The 17,943-nt window shown below is 69.2% G+C and carries 18 protein-coding genes; 9 read left to right on the plus strand and 9 right to left on the minus strand.

Translation table 11 applies throughout. The annotated features are described in order from the left end of the window. The 6 genes from JJ685_RS12970 (at position 1) to JJ685_RS12995 (ending at position 6,976) form a co-directional block, all read left to right on the plus strand. Positions 1-1,077, plus strand: a complete 1,077-nt coding sequence (locus JJ685_RS12970; RefSeq protein ID WP_201674631.1) for a branched-chain amino acid ABC transporter permease — start codon at positions 1-3, stop codon at positions 1,075-1,077. A 44-nt stretch (positions 1,078-1,121) separates the two neighbouring features. Beyond that, positions 1,122-2,456, plus strand: a complete 1,335-nt coding sequence (locus JJ685_RS12975; RefSeq protein WP_201674632.1) for an ABC transporter substrate-binding protein — start codon at positions 1,122-1,124, stop codon at positions 2,454-2,456. 141 nt (positions 2,457-2,597) lie between these two features. After that, positions 2,598-3,407 (plus strand): ABC transporter ATP-binding protein, encoded by an 810-nt coding sequence (locus JJ685_RS12980; protein WP_201674633.1) that lies wholly within the window; start codon positions 2,598-2,600, stop codon positions 3,405-3,407. A gap of 31 nt (positions 3,408-3,438) precedes the next feature. Next, on the plus strand, positions 3,439-4,686 hold the full coding sequence (locus tag JJ685_RS12985; RefSeq protein WP_201674634.1) for a phenylacetate--CoA ligase family protein: 1,248 nt from the start codon (positions 3,439-3,441) through the stop codon (positions 4,684-4,686). A 159-nt stretch (positions 4,687-4,845) separates the two neighbouring features. Then, positions 4,846-5,832 (plus strand): tripartite tricarboxylate transporter substrate-binding protein, encoded by a 987-nt coding sequence (locus JJ685_RS12990; RefSeq protein WP_201674635.1) that lies wholly within the window; start codon positions 4,846-4,848, stop codon positions 5,830-5,832. Between the two features lie 55 nt (positions 5,833-5,887). Continuing rightward, positions 5,888-6,976, plus strand: a complete 1,089-nt coding sequence (locus tag JJ685_RS12995) for a Bug family tripartite tricarboxylate transporter substrate binding protein (protein ID WP_201674767.1) — start codon at positions 5,888-5,890, stop codon at positions 6,974-6,976. Between the two features lie 12 nt (positions 6,977-6,988). Here the strand turns inward: JJ685_RS12995 and JJ685_RS13000 are convergent, their stop codons facing one another. Together JJ685_RS13000 and JJ685_RS13005 are read right to left on the minus strand one after the other, a co-directional pair. Next, complete coding sequence (locus JJ685_RS13000) at positions 6,989-7,312, minus strand: DUF1840 domain-containing protein (RefSeq protein ID WP_201674636.1); 324 nt, start codon at positions 7,310-7,312, stop codon at positions 6,989-6,991. Continuing rightward, entirely contained in the window at positions 7,312-8,574 is a 1,263-nt protein-coding gene (locus JJ685_RS13005) for a class I SAM-dependent methyltransferase (protein ID WP_201674637.1), read from the minus strand. Before JJ685_RS13005 ends, JJ685_RS13000 begins: the two co-directional genes overlap by 1 nt. A gap of 151 nt (positions 8,575-8,725) precedes the next feature. Between JJ685_RS13005 and JJ685_RS13010 the strand changes: the two genes are divergently transcribed. Both JJ685_RS13010 and JJ685_RS13015 read left to right on the plus strand, forming a co-directional pair. Further along, complete coding sequence (locus JJ685_RS13010; protein WP_201674638.1) at positions 8,726-9,205, plus strand: MarR family winged helix-turn-helix transcriptional regulator; 480 nt, start codon at positions 8,726-8,728, stop codon at positions 9,203-9,205. Further along, positions 9,202-10,875 carry an AMP-binding protein gene (locus JJ685_RS13015; protein ID WP_201674639.1) on the plus strand — a complete coding sequence of 558 codons (1,674 nt, stop codon included), beginning with the start codon at positions 9,202-9,204 and terminating at the stop codon, positions 10,873-10,875. The genes JJ685_RS13010 and JJ685_RS13015 overlap by 4 nt, the downstream gene beginning before the upstream one ends. 42 nt (positions 10,876-10,917) lie before the next feature. On the opposite strand, the gene JJ685_RS13020 is transcribed toward JJ685_RS13015, so the two are convergent. The 7 genes from JJ685_RS13020 to JJ685_RS13050 all read right to left on the minus strand — a co-directional run bounded on the left by JJ685_RS13020 (position 10,918) and on the right by JJ685_RS13050 (position 16,523). Next, complete coding sequence (locus JJ685_RS13020) at positions 10,918-12,450, minus strand: DHA2 family efflux MFS transporter permease subunit (protein WP_201674640.1); 1,533 nt, start codon at positions 12,448-12,450, stop codon at positions 10,918-10,920. Continuing rightward, positions 12,447-12,911 (minus strand): MarR family winged helix-turn-helix transcriptional regulator, encoded by a 465-nt coding sequence (locus JJ685_RS13025; protein ID WP_201674641.1) that lies wholly within the window; start codon positions 12,909-12,911, stop codon positions 12,447-12,449. Before JJ685_RS13025 ends, JJ685_RS13020 begins: the two co-directional genes overlap by 4 nt. A 46-nt stretch (positions 12,912-12,957) precedes the next feature. Continuing rightward, positions 12,958-13,962, minus strand: coding sequence for an ABC transporter substrate-binding protein (locus JJ685_RS13030; protein ID WP_201674642.1), 1,005 nt, complete (start codon positions 13,960-13,962; stop codon positions 12,958-12,960). A gap of 9 nt (positions 13,963-13,971) precedes the next feature. Beyond that, positions 13,972-14,364, minus strand: a complete 393-nt coding sequence (locus tag JJ685_RS13035; protein WP_201674643.1) for a nuclear transport factor 2 family protein — start codon at positions 14,362-14,364, stop codon at positions 13,972-13,974. 37 nt (positions 14,365-14,401) lie between these two features. Continuing rightward, positions 14,402-15,385, minus strand: coding sequence for a Bug family tripartite tricarboxylate transporter substrate binding protein (locus tag JJ685_RS13040; protein ID WP_201674644.1), 984 nt, complete (start codon positions 15,383-15,385; stop codon positions 14,402-14,404). A 70-nt stretch (positions 15,386-15,455) separates the two neighbouring features. Beyond that, positions 15,456-16,004 carry a GNAT family N-acetyltransferase gene (locus JJ685_RS13045; protein WP_201674645.1) on the minus strand — a complete coding sequence of 183 codons (549 nt, stop codon included), beginning with the start codon at positions 16,002-16,004 and terminating at the stop codon, positions 15,456-15,458. A gap of 9 nt (positions 16,005-16,013) precedes the next feature. Continuing rightward, positions 16,014-16,523, minus strand: a complete 510-nt coding sequence (locus JJ685_RS13050; RefSeq protein ID WP_201674646.1) for a hypothetical protein — start codon at positions 16,521-16,523, stop codon at positions 16,014-16,016. Between the two features lie 194 nt (positions 16,524-16,717). On the opposite strand from JJ685_RS13050, the gene gspF reads away from it, so the two are divergent. Then, on the plus strand, positions 16,718-17,941 hold the full coding sequence (gene gspF, locus JJ685_RS13055; protein WP_201674647.1) for a type II secretion system inner membrane protein GspF: 1,224 nt from the start codon (positions 16,718-16,720) through the stop codon (positions 17,939-17,941). Positions 17,942-17,943 lie beyond the last annotated feature (2 nt).

Consider the following 17,943-nt stretch of genomic DNA (forward strand, 5'->3'; position numbering starts at 1 on the left):
ATGCTTTACAGAGAAAACGGCCAGTTCAGGACCACCTACCGGGCCGACCAGCAGATCTTCCCGATCCTGCAGGACCGCTACTTCATCTTCGCCGTGCTGCTGTTCGCGTTCCTCGCGGTGCCGAACCTGGCCAGCGGCTACATGTTCCGCGCGATCCTGATCCCCTTCCTGATCGTGTCGCTGGCGGCGCTGGGCGTGAACATCCTGGTGGGCTACTGCGGGCAGATCTCGCTGGGCTCCGGCGCCTTCATGGCCGTCGGTGCCTACGGTGCCTACAACTTCTTCGTGCGCGTGCCCGGCATGCCGCTGGTGGTCGCGCTGATCCTGGGCGGCGTGTGCGCGATGGCCTTCGGCATCCTGTTCGGCCTGCCGAGCCTGCGGGTGAAGGGCCTGTACCTGGCGGTCGCCACGCTCGCCGCGCAGTTCTTCTCCGACTGGATGTTCCTGCGCATCAAGTGGTTCACCAACGATTCGGCGTCCGGCTCCGTGTCGGTCTCCGGCCTGCAGGTGATGGGCATGCCGATCGAGAGCCCGGCCAGCAAGTACCTCCTGTGCCTGACCATCCTGGTGGTGATGGCGCTGCTGGCGAAGAACCTCGTGCGCAGCGCGATCGGGCGCGAGTGGATGGCGATCCGCGACATGGACGTCGCCGCCGCCGTGATCGGCATCCGCCCGATGTACGCCAAGCTCAGCGCCTTCGCGGTGAGCTCCTTCATCATCGGCGTGGCCGGCGCGCTGTGGGGCTTCGTCTACCTCGGCGCCTGGGAGCCGGCGGCCTTCTCGCTGGAGATGTCGTTCCGGCTGCTGTTCATGGTGATCATCGGCGGCCTCGGCTCCATCATGGGCAGCTTCTTCGGCGCCGCCTTCATCGTGCTGCTGCCGATCGCCCTCAACCAGCTGCTCCCGGTGCTGGCCGGCTGGGTGGGCCTGTCCATTTCCACGGCCGGCATCTCGCACGCCGAGCTGATGATCTTCGGCGCGCTGATCGTGTGGTTCCTGATCGTGGAACCGCACGGGCTGGCGCGCCTGTGGTCCACCGGCAAGCAGAAGCTGCGGCTGTGGCCCTTCCCGCACTGAGATCTCAAATTGGCAACTGTTCCAAATCGACAAAGGAGACAAGCATGAATTTGCGCAACGTAGTCCTCGCGGCGGCCGTGCTGGCCGCGGCCGCCTCGTCGGGCATCGCGACGAACGCGTTCGCCCAGGCGAAGGAGCAGTTCTTCCCGGTGCTGCCCTACCGCACCGGCCCGTACGCGCCCAACGGCGTGCCGTGGGCCAACGGCTACGTGGACTACCTGAAGCTCACCAACGCGCGCGGCGGCATCAACGGCGTGAAGATCGTGTTCGAGGAATGCGAGACGGGCTATGACACCGCCCGCGGCGTCGAGTGCTACGAGCGCCTGAAGGGCAAGAACGGCGGCGCCACCCTGTTCCAGCCGCTGTCCACCGGCATCACCTTCGCGCTGACCGAGAAGGCCCCCGGCGACAAGATCCCGCTGATCACCGCCGGCTACGGCCGCAGCGAAAGCCAGGACGGCGGCGTGTTCAAGTGGAACTTCCCGCTCGCCGGCACCTACTGGCTGGCGGCCGACGCGCTGGTGCAGACCATCGCCAAGCGCGAGGGCGGCCTCGACAAGCTCAAGGGCAAGAAGATCGCGCTGGTCTACCACGACAGCCCCTACGGCAAGGAGCCGATCCCGCTGCTGCAGGAGCGCAGCCACATGCACGGCTTCGACCTGCAGCTGCTGCCCGTGACGGCCCCCGGCGTGGAACAGAAGGCCACCTGGTTGCAGATCCGGCAGGCGCGCCCCGACTACGTGATGCTGTGGGGCTGGGGCGTGATGAACTCCACCGCCCTGAAGGAAGCCGTGGCCACGGGCTATCCGCGCGACAAGATGTACGGCGTGTGGTGGTCGGGCGCCGAGCCCGACGTGAAGGACGTCGGCGAGGGTGCCAAGGGCTACAACGCCGTGACCATGCAGCACGGCGCCGAGCCGCAGTCGGCCGTGGTCAAGGAAATCCTGGAGAAGGTGCACGGCAAGGGCCAGGGCACGGGCCCGAAGGAGGAAGTGGGGTCGGTGCTGTACATGCGCGGCGCGATGAGCGCCATGCTGGGCGTGGAAGGCGTGCGCCGGGCGCAGGAGCGCTTCGGCAAGGGCAAGGTCGTGACGGGCGAGCAGGCCCGCTGGGGCCTGGAGAACCTGGCCCTCAGCCAGGACAAGCTCGACGCGCTGGGCTTCAAGGGCGTGATGCGCCCGGTCAGCACCTCGTGCCAGGACCACATGGGCTCCAACTGGGCCCGCGTGCACACCTGGGACGGCAAGCAGTGGAAGTTCAGCTCCGACTGGCTGCAGGCGGACGAACAGGTGCTGAAGCCGCTGGTGAAGAACACGGCGGACAAGTACGCGGCGGAGAAGAAGCTGACCCGCCGTTCGCCTGCTGACTGTCAGTCCTGACAGTCAGCTTGCTCGGCGGGCCGCTTCGCGCTGCTGACGGCACCCTCCCCTGCCCCTCCCGCCAAGCGGGAGGGGACGCGGCTCCAAGGAGCCGCCAAACGAAAGTGACACGCCCTTTCGTTTGGTTCACACCCTAAGCCCATGGAACAAAGACCTATCGTTTTGAACGTCAACGGCATCGAGGTCATCTACAACCACGTGATCCTCGTGCTCAAGGGCGTGTCGCTGCAGGTGCCCCAGGGCGGCATCGCGGCGCTGCTCGGGGGCAACGGCGCCGGCAAGACGACCACGCTGCGTGCCGTCTCCAACCTGCTCAAGGGCGAGCGCGGCGAGGTCACCAAGGGCTCCATCGAGCTGCGCGGCGAGCGCATCGAGAACCTCACGCCGGCCGACCTCGTGCAGCGCGGCGTGGTGCAGGTGATGGAGGGCCGCCACTGCTTCGCCCACCTCACCATCGAGGAGAACCTGCTGACCGGCTCGTACACGCGCTCCAGCCGCAGCGAGGTCGCCGCCAACCTCGAGAAGGTCTATGCCTACTTCCCGCGCCTGAAGCAGCGCCGCACCTCGCAGGCGGCCTACACCTCCGGCGGCGAGCAGCAGATGTGCGCGATCGGGCGGGCCCTCATGGCCAGCCCCAGCCTCGTGCTGCTGGACGAGCCGTCCATGGGCCTCGCGCCGCAGATCGTGGAGGAGGTGTTCGAGATCGTGAAGGACCTCAACGCCAAGGAGAAGGTCACCTTCCTGCTGGCGGAGCAGAACACCAACATGGCCCTGAAGTACGCCGACTACGGCTACATCCTGGAAAGCGGCCGCATCGTGATGGACGGGCCGGCCAGCGAACTGGCCAACAACGAAGACGTCAAGGAGTTCTACCTGGGCGTCGGCGGCGGCGAGCGCAAGAGTTTCCGCGAGGTCAAGAGCTACAAGCGCCGCAAGCGCTGGCTGGCCTGAGGCGCAAGCGAGGGAAAGAGGGAAAGACGACATGCAGGACTACTTCGACAGCCTCGAGACCCGGCCGGCGGGCCAGCGCGAGGCCGACCTGATGGCGGCGCTGCCGGCGCAGGTCGCCCATGCCCAGCACGCCACCACGGCCTACGCCGAAATCCTGGCCGGCGTGGACGCCGCGAGCATCGTCTCGCGCGCCGCGCTCGCCCGGCTGCCCGTCACCCGCAAGCACGAACTGCTGGAACGGCAGAAGGCGCAACGCGCCAGCGATCCCTTCGGCGGCTTCGCGGCCGTGCGGCGCGGCCCCGCGATGCCCCGCGTCTTCGCCTCGCCGGGCCCCATCTACGAGCCGGACGGCAGCACGCGGGACCACTGGCGCATGGGGCGCGCCCTGTTCGCCGCCGGCTTCCGCAGCGGCGACCTGGTGCACAACTGCTTCAGCTACCACATGACCCCCGGCGCCTTCCTGATGGAATCGGGCGCTCACGCGGTGGGCTGCACGGTGTTCCCGGCCGGCACCGGCCAGACCGAGCAGCAGCTGCAGGCCATCGCGGAGCTGCGACCCGGTTGCTACACGGGCACGCCCAGCTTCCTGCGCATCCTGGTCGAGAAGGCCCAGGAGTCGGGCAGCGACATCTCCAGCCTGCGCAAGGGGCTGGTGGGCGGCGAGGCCTTCCCGCCCAGCCTGCGCGACTGGTTCCTGGAGCGCGGGCTGCACGTCTTCCAGAGCTATGCCACGGCGGACCTGGGCCTGATCGCCTACGAGACCGCGTCGCGCGAGGGCATGGTGATCGACGAGGGCGTGATCGTGGAGATCGTGCGCCCCGGCACCGGCGATCCGGTCGCGCCGGGCGAAGTGGGCGAGGTGGTCGTCACCACCCTGAACCCCACCTACCCGCTGGTCCGCTTCGGCACCGGCGACCTGTCGGCGGTGCTCCCCGGCCAGGACCCGACGGGCCGCACCAACACGCGGATCAAGGGCTGGCTCGGCCGCGCCGACCAGACCACCAAGATCCGCGGCATGTTCGTGCACCCCAGCCAGGTCGCGGACATCGCCCGGCGCTTCCCCGAGATCGTGAAGGCCCGGCTGGTCGTCAGCGGCGAGATGGCCAACGACGTGATGACCTTCCAGGCGGAAGCGGCCGCGCCGCCGCAGGGCCTGGACGCCCGCATCGGCGAGGCGGTGCGCGACGTGACCAAGCTGCGCGCCGAAGTCCAGCTGGTGCAGCCGGGCACGCTGCCGAACGACGGCAAGGTCATCGAGGATGCGCGCAGCTACAAGTGAGCGCCCGCTGCCTCGCCACAAAGATTAGCGTGCGCGACATACTGCGGTGTCCCTTGATGCCGCTCAATCGGAATACGTAGTTCCCGCCGAGCTGGATTGTCAGCGGATCTCTATCATCCCGCGTTTTTTGCGTTTTCCACCAAACACGGAGTCGAGACAATGAAGAAGCTGTTCCAGTCGCTCCTGCCGCTGGCCCTGGCCGCCGCCACCTTCGGAGCGGGCGCCCAGGAATTCCCCGGCAGCAAGCCGATCACGATCATCGTGCCGTTCGCCGCCGGCGGCCCCACGGACAAGGTCGCCCGCGACCTGGCCGAGGCCCTGCGCAAGCCGCTCAGCGGCGCCACGGTGATCGTCGACAACGCCGCCGGCGCCGGTGGCTCGATCGGCGCCAACAAGGTCGCCAAGTCGCCCGCCGACGGCCACACGCTGCTGCTGCACCACATCAGCATGGCCACCATGCCCACGCTGGTGCGCAACATCCCGTTCAGCGTCGAGAACGACTTCGAATACCTCGGCCTGATCAACGACGTGCCGATGACGATCATCGGCAAGCCCTCCCTGCCGGCCAACAACTGGAAGGAGCTGGTGTCCTGGATCCAGGCCAACAAGGGCAAGATCAACCTGGGCAACGCCGGCGTCGGCTCGGCCTCGCACCTGTGCGGCATGCTGTTCCAGCACGCGATGGGCGTGGACATGACCGCCGTGCCGTACAAGGGCACGGGGCCGGCCATGACCGACCTGATGGGCGGGCAGATCGACCTCATGTGCGACCAGACCACCAACACCACCAGCGCCATCGAAGGCAAGAAGGTGAAGGTGTTCGCCGTCACCACGCCCAAGCGCCTGGGCATCCCGGTGCTGAAGGACACGCCGACCCTGCAGGAAGTGGGCGTGAAGGACTTCAACGTCACGATCTTCCACGGCCTCTACGCGCCCAAGGGCACGCCGGCGCCGGTGCTGAAGAAGCTGAACGACGCCCTGAAGGCCGCCCTGAAGGACCCGGACTTCCTCAAGCGCGAGGAAGCGCTGGGCGCCGTCGTCGTCAACGACAACCGCACCGAACCCGCCGAGCACAAGAAGTTCGTCAAGAGCGAGATCAACAAGTGGAGCCCGCTGATCAAGGCGGCGGGCGTCTACGTCGACTGAGCGCCCCTGGCACCTGCGCGACAAGCCGCCTGCGGGCGGCTTCTTCTTTGGCATGATGGTCCGTTCAGCGCAGCTCGCCGGGCTGCCACGCACAACGAGAAAACCCAGGAGATCCGCCGTGAGCCCTCGCACCGCCCCTTCCGCTTCCCGCCGCCGCCTGCTCGCCTGCGGCTCCGTGCTGGCCGCGGGCAGCCTGCTGCCTGCCGTGTCCTTCGCCCAGGCCGCCTGGCCGAACAAGCCCGTGCGCATCGTGGTGCCCTTCAACGCCGGCGGCACCACCGACATCCTGGCCCGCTCGGTGGCGCAGGAACTCACGAAGGCGCTCGGCCAGTCCTTCGTCGTCGAGAACAAGGCCGGCGCCGGCGGCAACATCGGCGCCGACATCGTCGCCAAGTCGGCCCCGGACGGCTACACGCTGCTCATGGGAACGGTGGGCACGCACGCGATCAACAAGTCGCTGTACGCCAGGATGCCCTTCGACCACGTGAAGGACTTCCAGCCCGTCACGCTGGTGGCCGCCGTGCCCAACGTGATGGTGGTCAACACCGAGAAGGCAGCGGCCCGCAACATCCGCAACGTGCAGGATTTCATCAAGTACGCCAAGGCCAATCCGGGCAAGCCGAACATGGCCTCGAGCGGCAACGGCACCTCCATCCACCTGGCGGGCGAGCTGTTCAAGACGATGACGGGGACGTACATGACGCACTTCCCCTTCACCGGTTCCAACCCCGCGCTCCTGAGCCTGATGTCGGGCGATATGGACGTGATGTTCGACAACCTGCCTTCGGCCATGACGCACATCAGGTCGGGCAAGCTGAAGGCGCTGGCGGTGACGAGCGCGCAACGTTCGACGGCGCTGCCCGACGTGCCGACGGTGGAGGAAGCCGGCGGACCCACGCTCAAGGGCTTCGAGGCGACCTCCTGGTTCGGGCTGCTGGCGCCGGCGGGCACGCCCATGGACATCGTCAACCGCATCCAGCAGGAAACGGCCAAGGCGCTGGCCACCCCGGCGCTGAAGGAACGCCTGCAGGCGCAGGGCGCGATCCCGAGCGGCAACACGCCCGCGCAGTTCGCGCAGCTGATCGAGCGGGAGACGAAGAAGTGGGCGGCGGTGGTGAAGGCTTCGGGCGCGAAGGTGGATTGAGCCGGCGGGGGCTCACACCCCCCAGACGATCTCTTTTTCTTCCTTGCCGCAGCGATTCAGCATGTCGATGAAGGGCACGGCCCGCTGGCGCAGGGAGACCCCTTCGAACTTGGGCGGCACCTCGCCTTTCGCCTTGGCCTCCTCGATCAGGCGCTTGTGTTCGGCCTCCTCGTCGGCGATCGCCTGTTCCAGCTTCGCGATCGCGCCCGGCATTTCCTCGGGCAGGATGATGCCCTGGGGCCCCGGGTCCTTGCCGATGATCTGCAGCACGCGGCGGCCGTTCGGCTCGAGCATGATCAGGTCGCCGGCAGCCTTGGATTTGAATTTGTAGAGCATCAGCGGTAGATGTAGTCGCGATTGAAGGGATAGGGCGATTGTGCGCCCCGGTGCTTGCCAGTGCTCATCCTGCCATCCGGCCGCGTGGCGAGGAACTGGTGCAGCGCGATCCAGCCACGCTCGAAGGACATGGCGCAACCCGCCAGGTAGAGCCGGTAGGCCCGCAGCACCCGGCCGGCGGCCTCGGCCCCCTGGCTGCGTTCGAGCACGGCCCGGGCCTCCTCCAGCCGCGCCTCCAGCGCGTCGGACCAGGCCCAGAGCGTGCGGGCGTAGTGCGGCCGCAGGTTCTCGGTGTCCACCATCTCCAGCCCGCCGATCGCCATCTCGCGCAGCAACAGGCTCGCATGCAGCAGTTCGCCGCCGGGGAAGATGTACTTGCCGATGAACTCGCCCATGCCGGCCCCGAGCTGCCCCGGCTCCAGCGCGCCGGCCGTGATGCCGTGGTTCATCACCAGCCCGCCGGGCGAGAGCAGCCGCCAGATCTTGCCGAAATACGCGCTCATGTTGACCAGGCCGACGTGCTCGACCATGCCGACCGACGCGATCTTGTCGAAGGACTCGTCTTCCTCCAGCTCACGGTAGTCGCGCAGCAGCATGCGCACGCGGCCTTTCAATCCCTTCTTCTCGATCAGCTCGTTCACGTAGGCATGCTGGTTGTGCGACAGCGTGATGCCGGTGGCCTGCACCTCGTAGTGCTCGGCGGCCCACAGCAGCAGCCCGCCCCAGCCGGCCCCGATGTCGAGGAAGCGCTCGCCGGGCTGCAGCATCAGCTTGCGGCAGATGTGGTCCAGCTTCGCCTCCTGCGCCTGCGCCAGCGAGTAGCCCGGCTCGCGGAAGTAGGCGCAGGAATAGACCCGGCGCGGATCCAGCCACAAGGCGTAGAAGTCGTCCGAGACGTCGTAGTGGAAGCGGATCTGCTCGGCGTCCTTCTGCGGCGTGTGGTTGGCCAGTGACTTCGCGCGGCGCAGCACCTGCGTCCACCAGCCGGTGTCGCTGGGCACCGGGCTGCCGGGCAGCAGGGCGGCCGCGGCGGCCATCACGTCGCGCATGTGGCCCTCGATGCGCACGCGCTGTTCGACGAAGTCTTCCGCGACCTTGCCAATGAGGCCGGCCGCGAAGGTGGCCAGCCCCGACCAGTCGTTGAACTCCAGGCGAACGGCGGGATCCGGCGAGCCGATCCGCTTGCCGCCGGGCAAGGCGACGGAGAGTGGAACCGGCAATCCCGCGAGTTGTGTTTCGAGCTTGTGCAGGAGGACTTCCATGACAAATTCTCTGCACGTCCGGCGCGGCCCGTCAACGGAGTGTCTGTAGGACGGCGGCGCGAAAGTTCGACGGCAAACGCGAAGCGGACGTTCGCTTGCGATCCGATATGTTTAAGCCTAAACTATTTGACGGACATCGAAAGGACGCCCCATGGACATCGAAGCGCGCGCCCACAGCGAGCACCCCGAGGCGCTGCGACTGTGGCTGCGCCTGCTGACCTGCACGCAGCTGGTGGAAAAGCAGGTGCGCACTCTCCTGCGCGAGCGCTTCGACACCACGCTCCCCCGCTTCGACCTGATGGCGCAACTCGAACGCGCCCCGGCCGGCCTGAAGATGAACGAGCTGTCGCGCCGGATGATGGTCACCGGCGGAAATGTCACCGGCATCACCGACCAGCTCGCAGCCGAGGGCCTGGTGGAACGGATCGACGTCGAGGGCGACCGCCGCGCCTGCCGGGTGCGCCTGACCGCGCGCGGCCGCAAGCAGTTCCAGGAGATGGCGCGCCAGCACGAGGACTGGATCGTCGAGGCCTTCACGGCCCTCAACGAGAAGGAGATCGCCACCCTGCACAAGCTGCTGGGGAAGGTGAAGGAGCACGCCGCGCGCGGCCGCGAGGAGGCCGCCGCATGAGCGCGCCGGGCCGCCCCAAGCGCGAATACCGGAGTGCGCAGCACGAAGGTACTCCAGTGAGTTCGGCCCAGTCGGACCGCTTCGTCCACCAGCGCCTGCCGGCCGCGGACCGCTGGCCGAAGCTGCTCTACGAACTGCCGGAGCTGCAACTGCCGCCGCAGTGCAACGTGGTGGAGCAGCTCCTGGACCGCGCCGCGGACCGCGGCTGGGGCGAGCGCCCACTGATGCGCTCGCCGGCCGGCATCCTCAGCTACGGCGCGGTGCGCGAGCGCGTCGATCGCATCTGCCGCGTGCTGGTGGAAGACCTGGGCCTGGTGCCCGGCAACCGCGTGCTGCTGCGCGGCGGCAACTCGGTGGGCATGGCGCTCGCGTGGCTGGCGGTGGTCAAGGCCGGCGGCGTGGCGGTCGCGACCATGCCGCTGCTGCGCGCGCGCGAGCTGGGCGACATCATCGACAAGGCGCAGCCGACGCTGGCCCTGTGCGATATCCGCCTGCTGGAGGAACTGGAGCTGGCCCGCAAGGACCGCCCCGTGCTCGCGACCGTGGTGCCGTTCAACGCGGCGAACGAGCCCGGCTCCCTGGCCGTGCGCGCGGCGCGCAAGGAAGGCGGCTTCGCGGCCTGCCCCACCGCCGCGGACGACATCGCGCTGCTGGCCTTCACCTCCGGCACGACGGGCCAGCCCAAGGCCGCCGTGCACACGCACCGCGACGTGCTCGCCGCCTGCGAGACCTGGCCGCGGCACGTGCTGCGCGCCACGCCCGAGGACATCGTGGTCGGCACGCCGCCGCTCGCCTTCACCTTCGGCCTCGGCGGGCTGCTGGTCTTCCCGATGTGGGCCGGCGCCTCGGTGTATTTCCCCGACGCGCCCTACACGCCGGAGAGCCTGGTGCGCACCATAGTGGAGGTCGGCGCCACCATCTGCTACACCGCGCCCACCTTCTACCGGCAGGCGGCGCCCTTCGCGCGCCAGCTGGGCGTCGGCCGCCTGCGCACCAGCGTCAGCGCCGGCGAGGGCCTGCCCGATGCCACGCGGCAGCTCTGGACGGAGGCGACCGGCCTCGAGATGCTCGATGGCATCGGCGCCACCGAGATGTTCCACATCTTCATCTCCTCCGCCGGCAGCGAGGTGCGGCGCGGCGCGATCGGCAAGGTGGTCCCGGGTTACCAGGCGCGCGTGGTGGACGACGACGGCAGGGAGCTGCCGCGCGGCACCGTCGGCAAGCTGGCCGTGATCGGCCCCACCGGCTGCAGGTACCTGGACGACCCGCGCCAGGCCAACTACGTGAAGGACGGCTGGAACCACCCCGGCGACGCCTTCCTGCAGGACGAGGACGGCTACTTCGTCTACCAGGCCCGCGCCGACGACATGATCATCACGGCTGGCTACAACGTGGGCGGCCCGGAGGTCGAGGACGCGCTGCTGAAGCACCCCGCCGTCGCGGAGTGCGGGGTCATCGGCCAGCCGGACGAGGAGCGCGGGATGATCGTCAAGGCCTTCTGCGTGCTCAAGCCGGGCCACCAGGGCGACGCCGCGATGGTCAAGGCGCTGCAGGAACACGTGAAGGCCACCATTGCGCCGTACAAGTACCCGCGCCAGGTCGTGTTCGTGTCCAGCCTGCCGCGCACCGAGACGGGCAAGCTGCAGCGCTTCAGGCTGCGGCAGATGTGAGGAGCCTGGACGGCACGTCGCCGGCCGTCGAGGGTTCCCCGCTCAGTGCGGCATGTCGCCGGCGGCCTGCGCGGCCTGGCGGCGCGGCGGCCGCATCAGCGCGAGCAGCGGGATCGCGAGCGCCGTGACGGCCATCATGATCCAGAAGTCGTTCACGTAGGCGAGCAACGCCGCCTGCCGCGTGACCTCCGCGTTGAGGAGTTCCATGCCGGCCGGAGAGCCCGGGAGCAGCGCCGCCGGCAGGTCGGCCAGCGCGGGGTTGCCCGGCGCAACGAAGGTCGCGAGGCTTGCATGCCCCTGGGCCATGCCGCGCGTCAGCAGGGCCTGCACCACCGAGATGCCGACGCTGCCGCCGATGTTGCGCACCAGGCTGTAGATCGGCGTGCCCTCGTTGCGCAGCCGCGGCGCCAGGGTGGCGAAGGCAGCGGCCGACAGGGGCACGAAGGTGAAGCCGATGCCCAGGCCCTGGATGAAGCCGGAGGTGACGATCAGGCTGCTGTCCATCTGCAGCGTGATGTGCGTCATCTGCCAGAGGGCGATCGCCGTCAGCGCGAAGCCGGTGGCCATGATCAGCCGCAGGTCCACCTTCTGCACCAGCCGGCCGACGACGATCATCGCGATCATGGTGCCGATGCCGCGGGGCGCGGTGATCATCCCGGTGTAGACCACCGGGTACTGCATCAGGCCCTGCAGGAACAGCGGCAGCAGCGCCATCGTCCCGTACAGGACCACGCCGACGATGAAGCCGAACACGCAACCGGTGATGAAGTTGCGGTCCTTCAGCAACTCGCGGTCCAGGAAGGAGGTGCCTTGCACCGTCCATGTGTGCACCGCGAGGAAGGCGAAGGCGATTAACGCGCCGGCGGCTTCCAGCCGGATCTCCCAGGAATCGAACCAGTCCAGCAGCTCGCCGCGGTCCAGGAACATCTGCAGCAGGCCGATGCCCAGGCTCAGCGCGACGAAGCCGAACATGTCCAGCGGCGCCGCGCGCGGCCGGTTCTCCGGCAGGTAGCGCCAGATGCCGTACAGCGCGAACGCGCCTACCGGCAGGTTGATGAAGAACACCCAGCGCCAGTCGAAGTTCTCGGTCAGCCAGCCGCCCAGCATCGGGCCCAGGATGGGGCCCACCATGATGCCGGCGCCCCAGATCGCCATCGCCTGGCCTACCTTCTGCGGCGGGTTGATGTCCAGCAGCACGGCCTGCGACAGCGGCACCAGCGCGGCGCCGAAGATGCCCTGCAGCAGGCGCGCGGCGACGATGCCGGCCAGCGAGGTGGCCAGCCCGCACAGGGCCGAGGCGATCGTGAAGCCGATCACCGAGATGAGGAAAACCTTGCGCCGGCCCCACTGCGTGCACAGCCACCCCGTCAGCGGCAGCGCGATGGCGGAGGCCACGATGTAGGAGGTGAGCACCCAGGTGATCTGGTCCTGCGAGGCCTGCAGGCTGCCCTGCATGTGGGGCAGCGCCACGTTGGCGATGGTGGTGTCCAGCGCCTGCATGATCGTGGCGAGCATGATCGAGAGGGTGATCATGCCGCGGTGCGGCACCGCGGCCGCTGGTGCCGGCGCGCTCATTCGGGCACTCCCGCGGCGGTGGCCTCCAGCAGGTTCTCGCGCGCCTTCGCCAGCAGCGCGAGCAGTTGCTTGCGCTCGGCGGCCGCGAGGCCGGCCAGCGCGGTAGCGGTGAGCTCGTCGCCCAGCCCCAGCGCCTTTTCCAGCGCCTTGCGCGCGCTCGGGTCGATGTGCAGGCGATTGACCCGGCGGTCGCCGGGATGGGCCCGCCGCTCGATCCAGCCGGCGGCCGCCAGCCGGTCACACATGGTCGCGACGGCCATGGCCGTGAGGCCCAGCTTCTGCGCCAGCTCCGCCTGCGACAGCGCCTCCTCGCCTTCGTGCCGGGCGAGCGCGGCGAGCAGGCGGCATTGCGCCAGCGAGAGGCCGAGCTGCTCGCGGGCGAGGCGGTCGAACTGCTGGGAGTACAGGCGCGAGACTTCGTTGACCAGGAAGCCGAAGCGCCCCGAGAGGGCGAGTTTCATCTACCGGCAGATTATATATGTGCTTATTATCTGCCGGCCCGAAGGGCTATTGCCGCGACGCCGCCTCGTAATACCGCGGCTCGTAATACGACGCCACCGGCTGCATCTTCTTCGGCGGCTTGCCGTACTTCTCGCGCAGCGCGATGACCGTGCGCGTGCCCTCCTCGCTGAGCCTCGCCTGGCGGTCGAAGCCGTTCACCGGGTGCAGCAGGATGTCGTAGGCGGTGGCGGCCGCCTGCGGGGTCGCGTTCGGCACGTTGCGCTGGAACAGCTCGAGCGCGGCCTGCCTGTGGGCCGGGTCGAACAGCCAGTCCAGCGACTGCCGGTAACCCCGGATGTAGCCCACCACCGCGCGCTCGTTCTGCCGCGCCCAGCCGCGCCGCACGCCGGCGACCAGGCCCTGGTAGCTGCCGAAGGCGGCCGAGGCGTCGGCCAGCACGTTGAGGCCCCTGGCCTTCGCCAGCACGTCGAAGGGCGACAGCAGCAGCGTCGCCGCGTGCTTGCCTTCCAGCAGCTGTTCGTAGCGCTGCAGCACGCCGCCGGCGGGCACGGTGGTGTAGTCGCGATCGAGCACGAGGCCATTGCGTTCCAGCAGTTCGATCAGCACGAAGGCATAACCCGTGGTCAACGCATCGACCGACACCTGCTTGCCCTTGAGGTCGGCGATCGAGCGGTTCTCGGCCGTCGAGGCGAGGCGCAGGAAGCCGTTGTCGGCCCCCATCACCGCCACCAGGTCGCTGCCGTCGACCCCCGGCGCGCCCTGCCCTTCGCGGTAGGCGATCAGGTTGTCGATGGCGGTCATGGCGATGTCGAAATCGCCCTTGGCCAGGCCGGTGAGCTGGAACGTGGAGTTGGGCGTGTTGACGATCTTCACATCCAGGCCCTGCTGCGCGAAGAAGCCCTGCGCCAGCCCGGCCCACAACGGCCAGTTGAAGCCGCCGGGGAACACGATCACTTTCACTTCCTGGGCGGCGGCCTGGGCGCGCGCGGCGACAGGCGCGAGCAGCGAAGCCGCGGTGGCCAGCGCGAGGAGCATCTTGAGCAGCTTCACGGCGCCCTCCTAGAACATTCCGTTGGCGTTCTTCGCTTCCTTCGGCACCACCTGCAGCACGTCCCAGTGCTCGACCACCTTGCCCCCGGCGTCGAGCCGGAAGATGTCGATGCCGGCCCAGTGCGGGTCGGCATCGCCCGGCCAGTGCTGGTAGCAGTGCAGCACGACCAGGTCGCCCTCGGCGACCGCGCGCCGGAACTCCACCCGCTTGCCGGGGTAGTCGCGCGCCATCTTCTCGAAGTATTCGATGAAGGCCGCCTTGCCGTCGCCGACGTGCGGGTTGTGCTGGATGTACGTGGCGCCGGCGTAGCGCTCCATCGCCGCGGCCGGCTGGCACTGGTTGAACGCCAGGTCGTAGAAGGCCTGGGCGTTGCGCTTGTTGCGCTCGAGGATGTCCTGCATGGCGTCTCCCACGGCGGCCGCGCGGGAGGGCCGCCAATCACTCGGGCTTGATTCTGGCCCGTTCCACCACGAGCTTCCAGCGCTTCTGTTCCTGGGCGATGAACTGCGCGAACTGCGCCGGCGTGCCGCCCACGGCCTGGGCCGCGTCCTGCGTCAGCCGCTCCAGCGCGGCATTGGACTTCATGGCCTTCTGCGTCTCGGCGGCGAGACGGTCGACGTTCGCCTGCGTCATGCTCGCCGGCGCCAGCATGCCGTACCACTGCGTCATCTCGAAGCCGGGGAAGCCCTGCTCGGCCACCGTGGGCACGTCCGGCAGCTGCGGCAGCCGCTGGGTCGAGCCGGTGGCGATGCAGCGCAGCTTGCCCGCCTTGATGTGCGGCAGGATGGCGGAGGCCCCGACCGAGGCGGCGTCGAGGCGGCCGGCCAGCAGGTCGGTGAGCTGCGGGCCGGTGCCCTTGTAGGGAATGTGCAGCAGGAAGATGCCGGCGGTCATCTTCAGGTACTCGAAGGCGAGGTGGCCGGCGCTGCCATTGCCGGCCGAGCCGTAATTCATCCGGCCGGGCTTGCTCTTCGCCAGCGCGATGAACTCCTTCAGGTCCTTCGCCGGCACGTCCGGGTGCACCACGTAGAGGCTGGGCACCTTGGCCAGCAGGCTGACCGGCTTGAAGTCCTTGTTCGGGTCGTACGGGATACGGTCGTACATGTACGGGTTCACCGCCAGCGTGCCGATGTGGCCCAGGATGATGGTGTGCTGGTCGTCCGCGCGCGCCACTTCGGCCATGGCGATGTTGCCGGAGGCGCCGGGCTTGTTGTCCACGAACACGTTCTGGCCCAGGGCCTTGCTCAGTTCGCCGGCCGCGGAGCGGGCGATGATTTCCGAGCTGCCGCCCGGCGCGAAGGGCACCACGAAGCGGATCGGCTTGGCGGGCCAGCCGCCCTGCGCGAAGGAAGCGGCCGGCAGCAGGCCGGCCAGCGCGGCGCCGCCGCCGGCGGCCAGGATGGAGCGTCTCGTGTGGTTCATGGGGACTACTGGAAGGAAGCCGCATCGCGGCAAGGCCGCGAGCTTACCCGCCGGCGCTGTCGACGCGCTGTCAGTCGCCCACCGGTCCCGCCTCGGCGAACACCCGCGCGTACAGCACGGTGTCGATCAGGCAGCCGTCCTTGGTCGCCGCGCTGCGCAGCACCGCCTCGCGCGCGAAGCCGGCCTTCTCCAGCACGCGCATCGAGGCCGGGTTCCAGTCGAACACCTGCGCTTCCAGCCGCGCGAACAGCCGCTCGCGGCCGATGCGCCCGGCCAGCGCCGCGGCCGCCGCGCTGGCGATGCCGCGGCCCCAGTGCGGTTCGCCCAGCCAGTAGCCGAACTGCGCCGTGGCGGCGAAGATGCCGTCCCCGGCGATCACGCCGATGCCGCCCACCGCGCGCCCGTCCATGGCGATCGCGAGCTGGATGCTGGCGCCCGGGTTCGCCGCGATCTCCAGCCAGTGATCGGCGTCGCGCTCGGTGTAGGGGTGCGGAAAGGTGTGCGTCATGTTGCGCCACACCTTGCGGTTGTTGGCTTCCCGGATCAGGTCTTCCTTGTCCGCGGCGCGCCAGGGGCGCAGCACGCACCCGGGCAGGTCGGTCGGCAGGTGCACGCTCATCCGGCAATGCTATTTCAGCTTGCGGTCCTCCCGCTTGGCCTCCTCCATCGCCTCGGGTTCCAGTTCCTCGGCCGAGCGGTTCAGGTGCAGGAACAAGCCCCAGGCGGCGAGCAGCAGGGAGATCGCGCCCAGCAGGGCCGCCGGATAGACCAGCAGCTGGATGTCCTGGTGCAGCGCCTTGAAGGTGGCGACCAGGCCCTCGATGACCAGCGCCACCACCAGCACGACCAGGAAGCGCGAAAGGAAGCGCCGCACCCGCGTGGGCGCGCTCACGTGCGCCTCGCGGATCACCTCCTCCTCGGCGATGGTCTGCGCCATCTGCAGCGCGACCACCGCCGCGGCGAGCAGGCCGACGGCTTCGATGATTTCCTGCGCGGCCTGGGCGTCGAGGCCGGAGGCGGCGGCCTGCCAACCCATGCGGGCGGCAACGGCCGTGAGCAGCAGGGAGGCGGCGCCGAACAGCAGCGCCATGACGCCCTGCACGACGCCGAAGGCGGTCAGGACGCGCTTGAGCCGCATCGCGCTCAGCCGCCGAGTTCCTTGACGCGATCGGAAGCCCAGCGCGCCACGGCCTGTTCGTCTTCGATGGCGATGCGATCGGGCTGCTCGCCCGGCTGGCTGTCCATGGCCTGGTCACTCCCTGGTGTGGTCGACCCGCAAAGCTAACGCAGCCGCGCCGCGTCCCCTGTAGGCGCGGACCGTATGATCCGGACATGCCGGCATATGCATTCGAGGCCCTGGACACGGAAGGCGCCACCCAGAAGGGCGTGATCGAGGCCGACACGGCCAGGGCTGCGCGCGGATTGCTGCGCGGCCGCTCCCTGGTGCCGCTGGAGGTGCGCCCGGTCGCGGCCGGCGACGCCGGGACGGCCGGCGCCGCCCGCGGGCTGCTGCGCCGCCGGGTGTTCACGGCCACCGGGCTGTCGATCTGGACCCGGCAGCTCGCCGGCCTGGTCGGCTCCGGCCTCACCCTGGAACGCGCGCTCACCGCCCTGGCCGACGAGGCCGAGAACGAGCACCACCACCACCTCGTGGCCGCCCTGCGCGCCGAGGTGAACGCCGGCTCGTCCTTCGCCAAGGCGCTGGCGCGCTTCCCGCGCGAGTTCTCCGAGATCTACATCGCGGTGGTCGGCGCGGGCGAGCAGAGCGGCCATCTCGGGCTGGTGCTGGAGCGCCTGGCCGACGACCTGGAGGAGCGCCAGGCGCTCAACGCCAAGCTGCTGGCCGCCACCCTGTACCCGGCCATCGTGACGGTCGCCGCGATCGTGATCGTGCTGCTGCTGATGACCTACGTGGTGCCGCAGGTCGCCAACGTGTTCGCCGGCACCAAGAGGGCCCTGCCGATGCTGACCGTGCTGATGCTGGCGCTCAGCAGCTTCGTGCGCAGCTGGGGCCTGGTCGTGCTCGGGGCGCTGGCCGTCGCGTTCGCGTCGCTGCGGCTGTCGCTGCGCAATCCGGCCTTCCGCGAACGCTTCGATGCCGGCTGGCTCAAGCTGCCGCTGGTGGGCCGCCTCGCGCGCGGCTACAACGCGGCGCGTTTCGCCGGCACGCTGGCGATGCTGGCCGGCGCCGGCGTGCCGATCCTGAAGGCGCTGCAGGCCGCCGCCGAGACCCTCGGCAACCGCGCGATGCGGGCCGATGCGCTGGACGCGCTGGTGCTGGTGCGCGAAGGCGCGCCGCTGGCCTCCGCGATCGGCCAGAAGAAGCGCTTCCCCGGGCTGCTCGGCATGTTCGCGCGGCTGGGCGAGCAGACCGGCCAGCTGCCGACGATGCTGCAGCGGGCCGCGAACCAGCTCTCCGCCGAAGTGCAGCGGCGCGCCCTGCAGATGGCGACCCTGCTGGAGCCGCTGCTGATCGTCGGCATGGGCCTGGTCGTGATGCTGATCGTGCTGGCGGTCCTGCTGCCGATCATCCAGCTGAACCAGTGGGTACGATAAGG

The sequence above is a fragment of the Ramlibacter monticola genome, assembly GCF_016722785.1.
In the GTDB taxonomy this organism is placed as follows: domain Bacteria; phylum Pseudomonadota; class Gammaproteobacteria; order Burkholderiales; family Burkholderiaceae_C; genus Ramlibacter; species Ramlibacter monticola.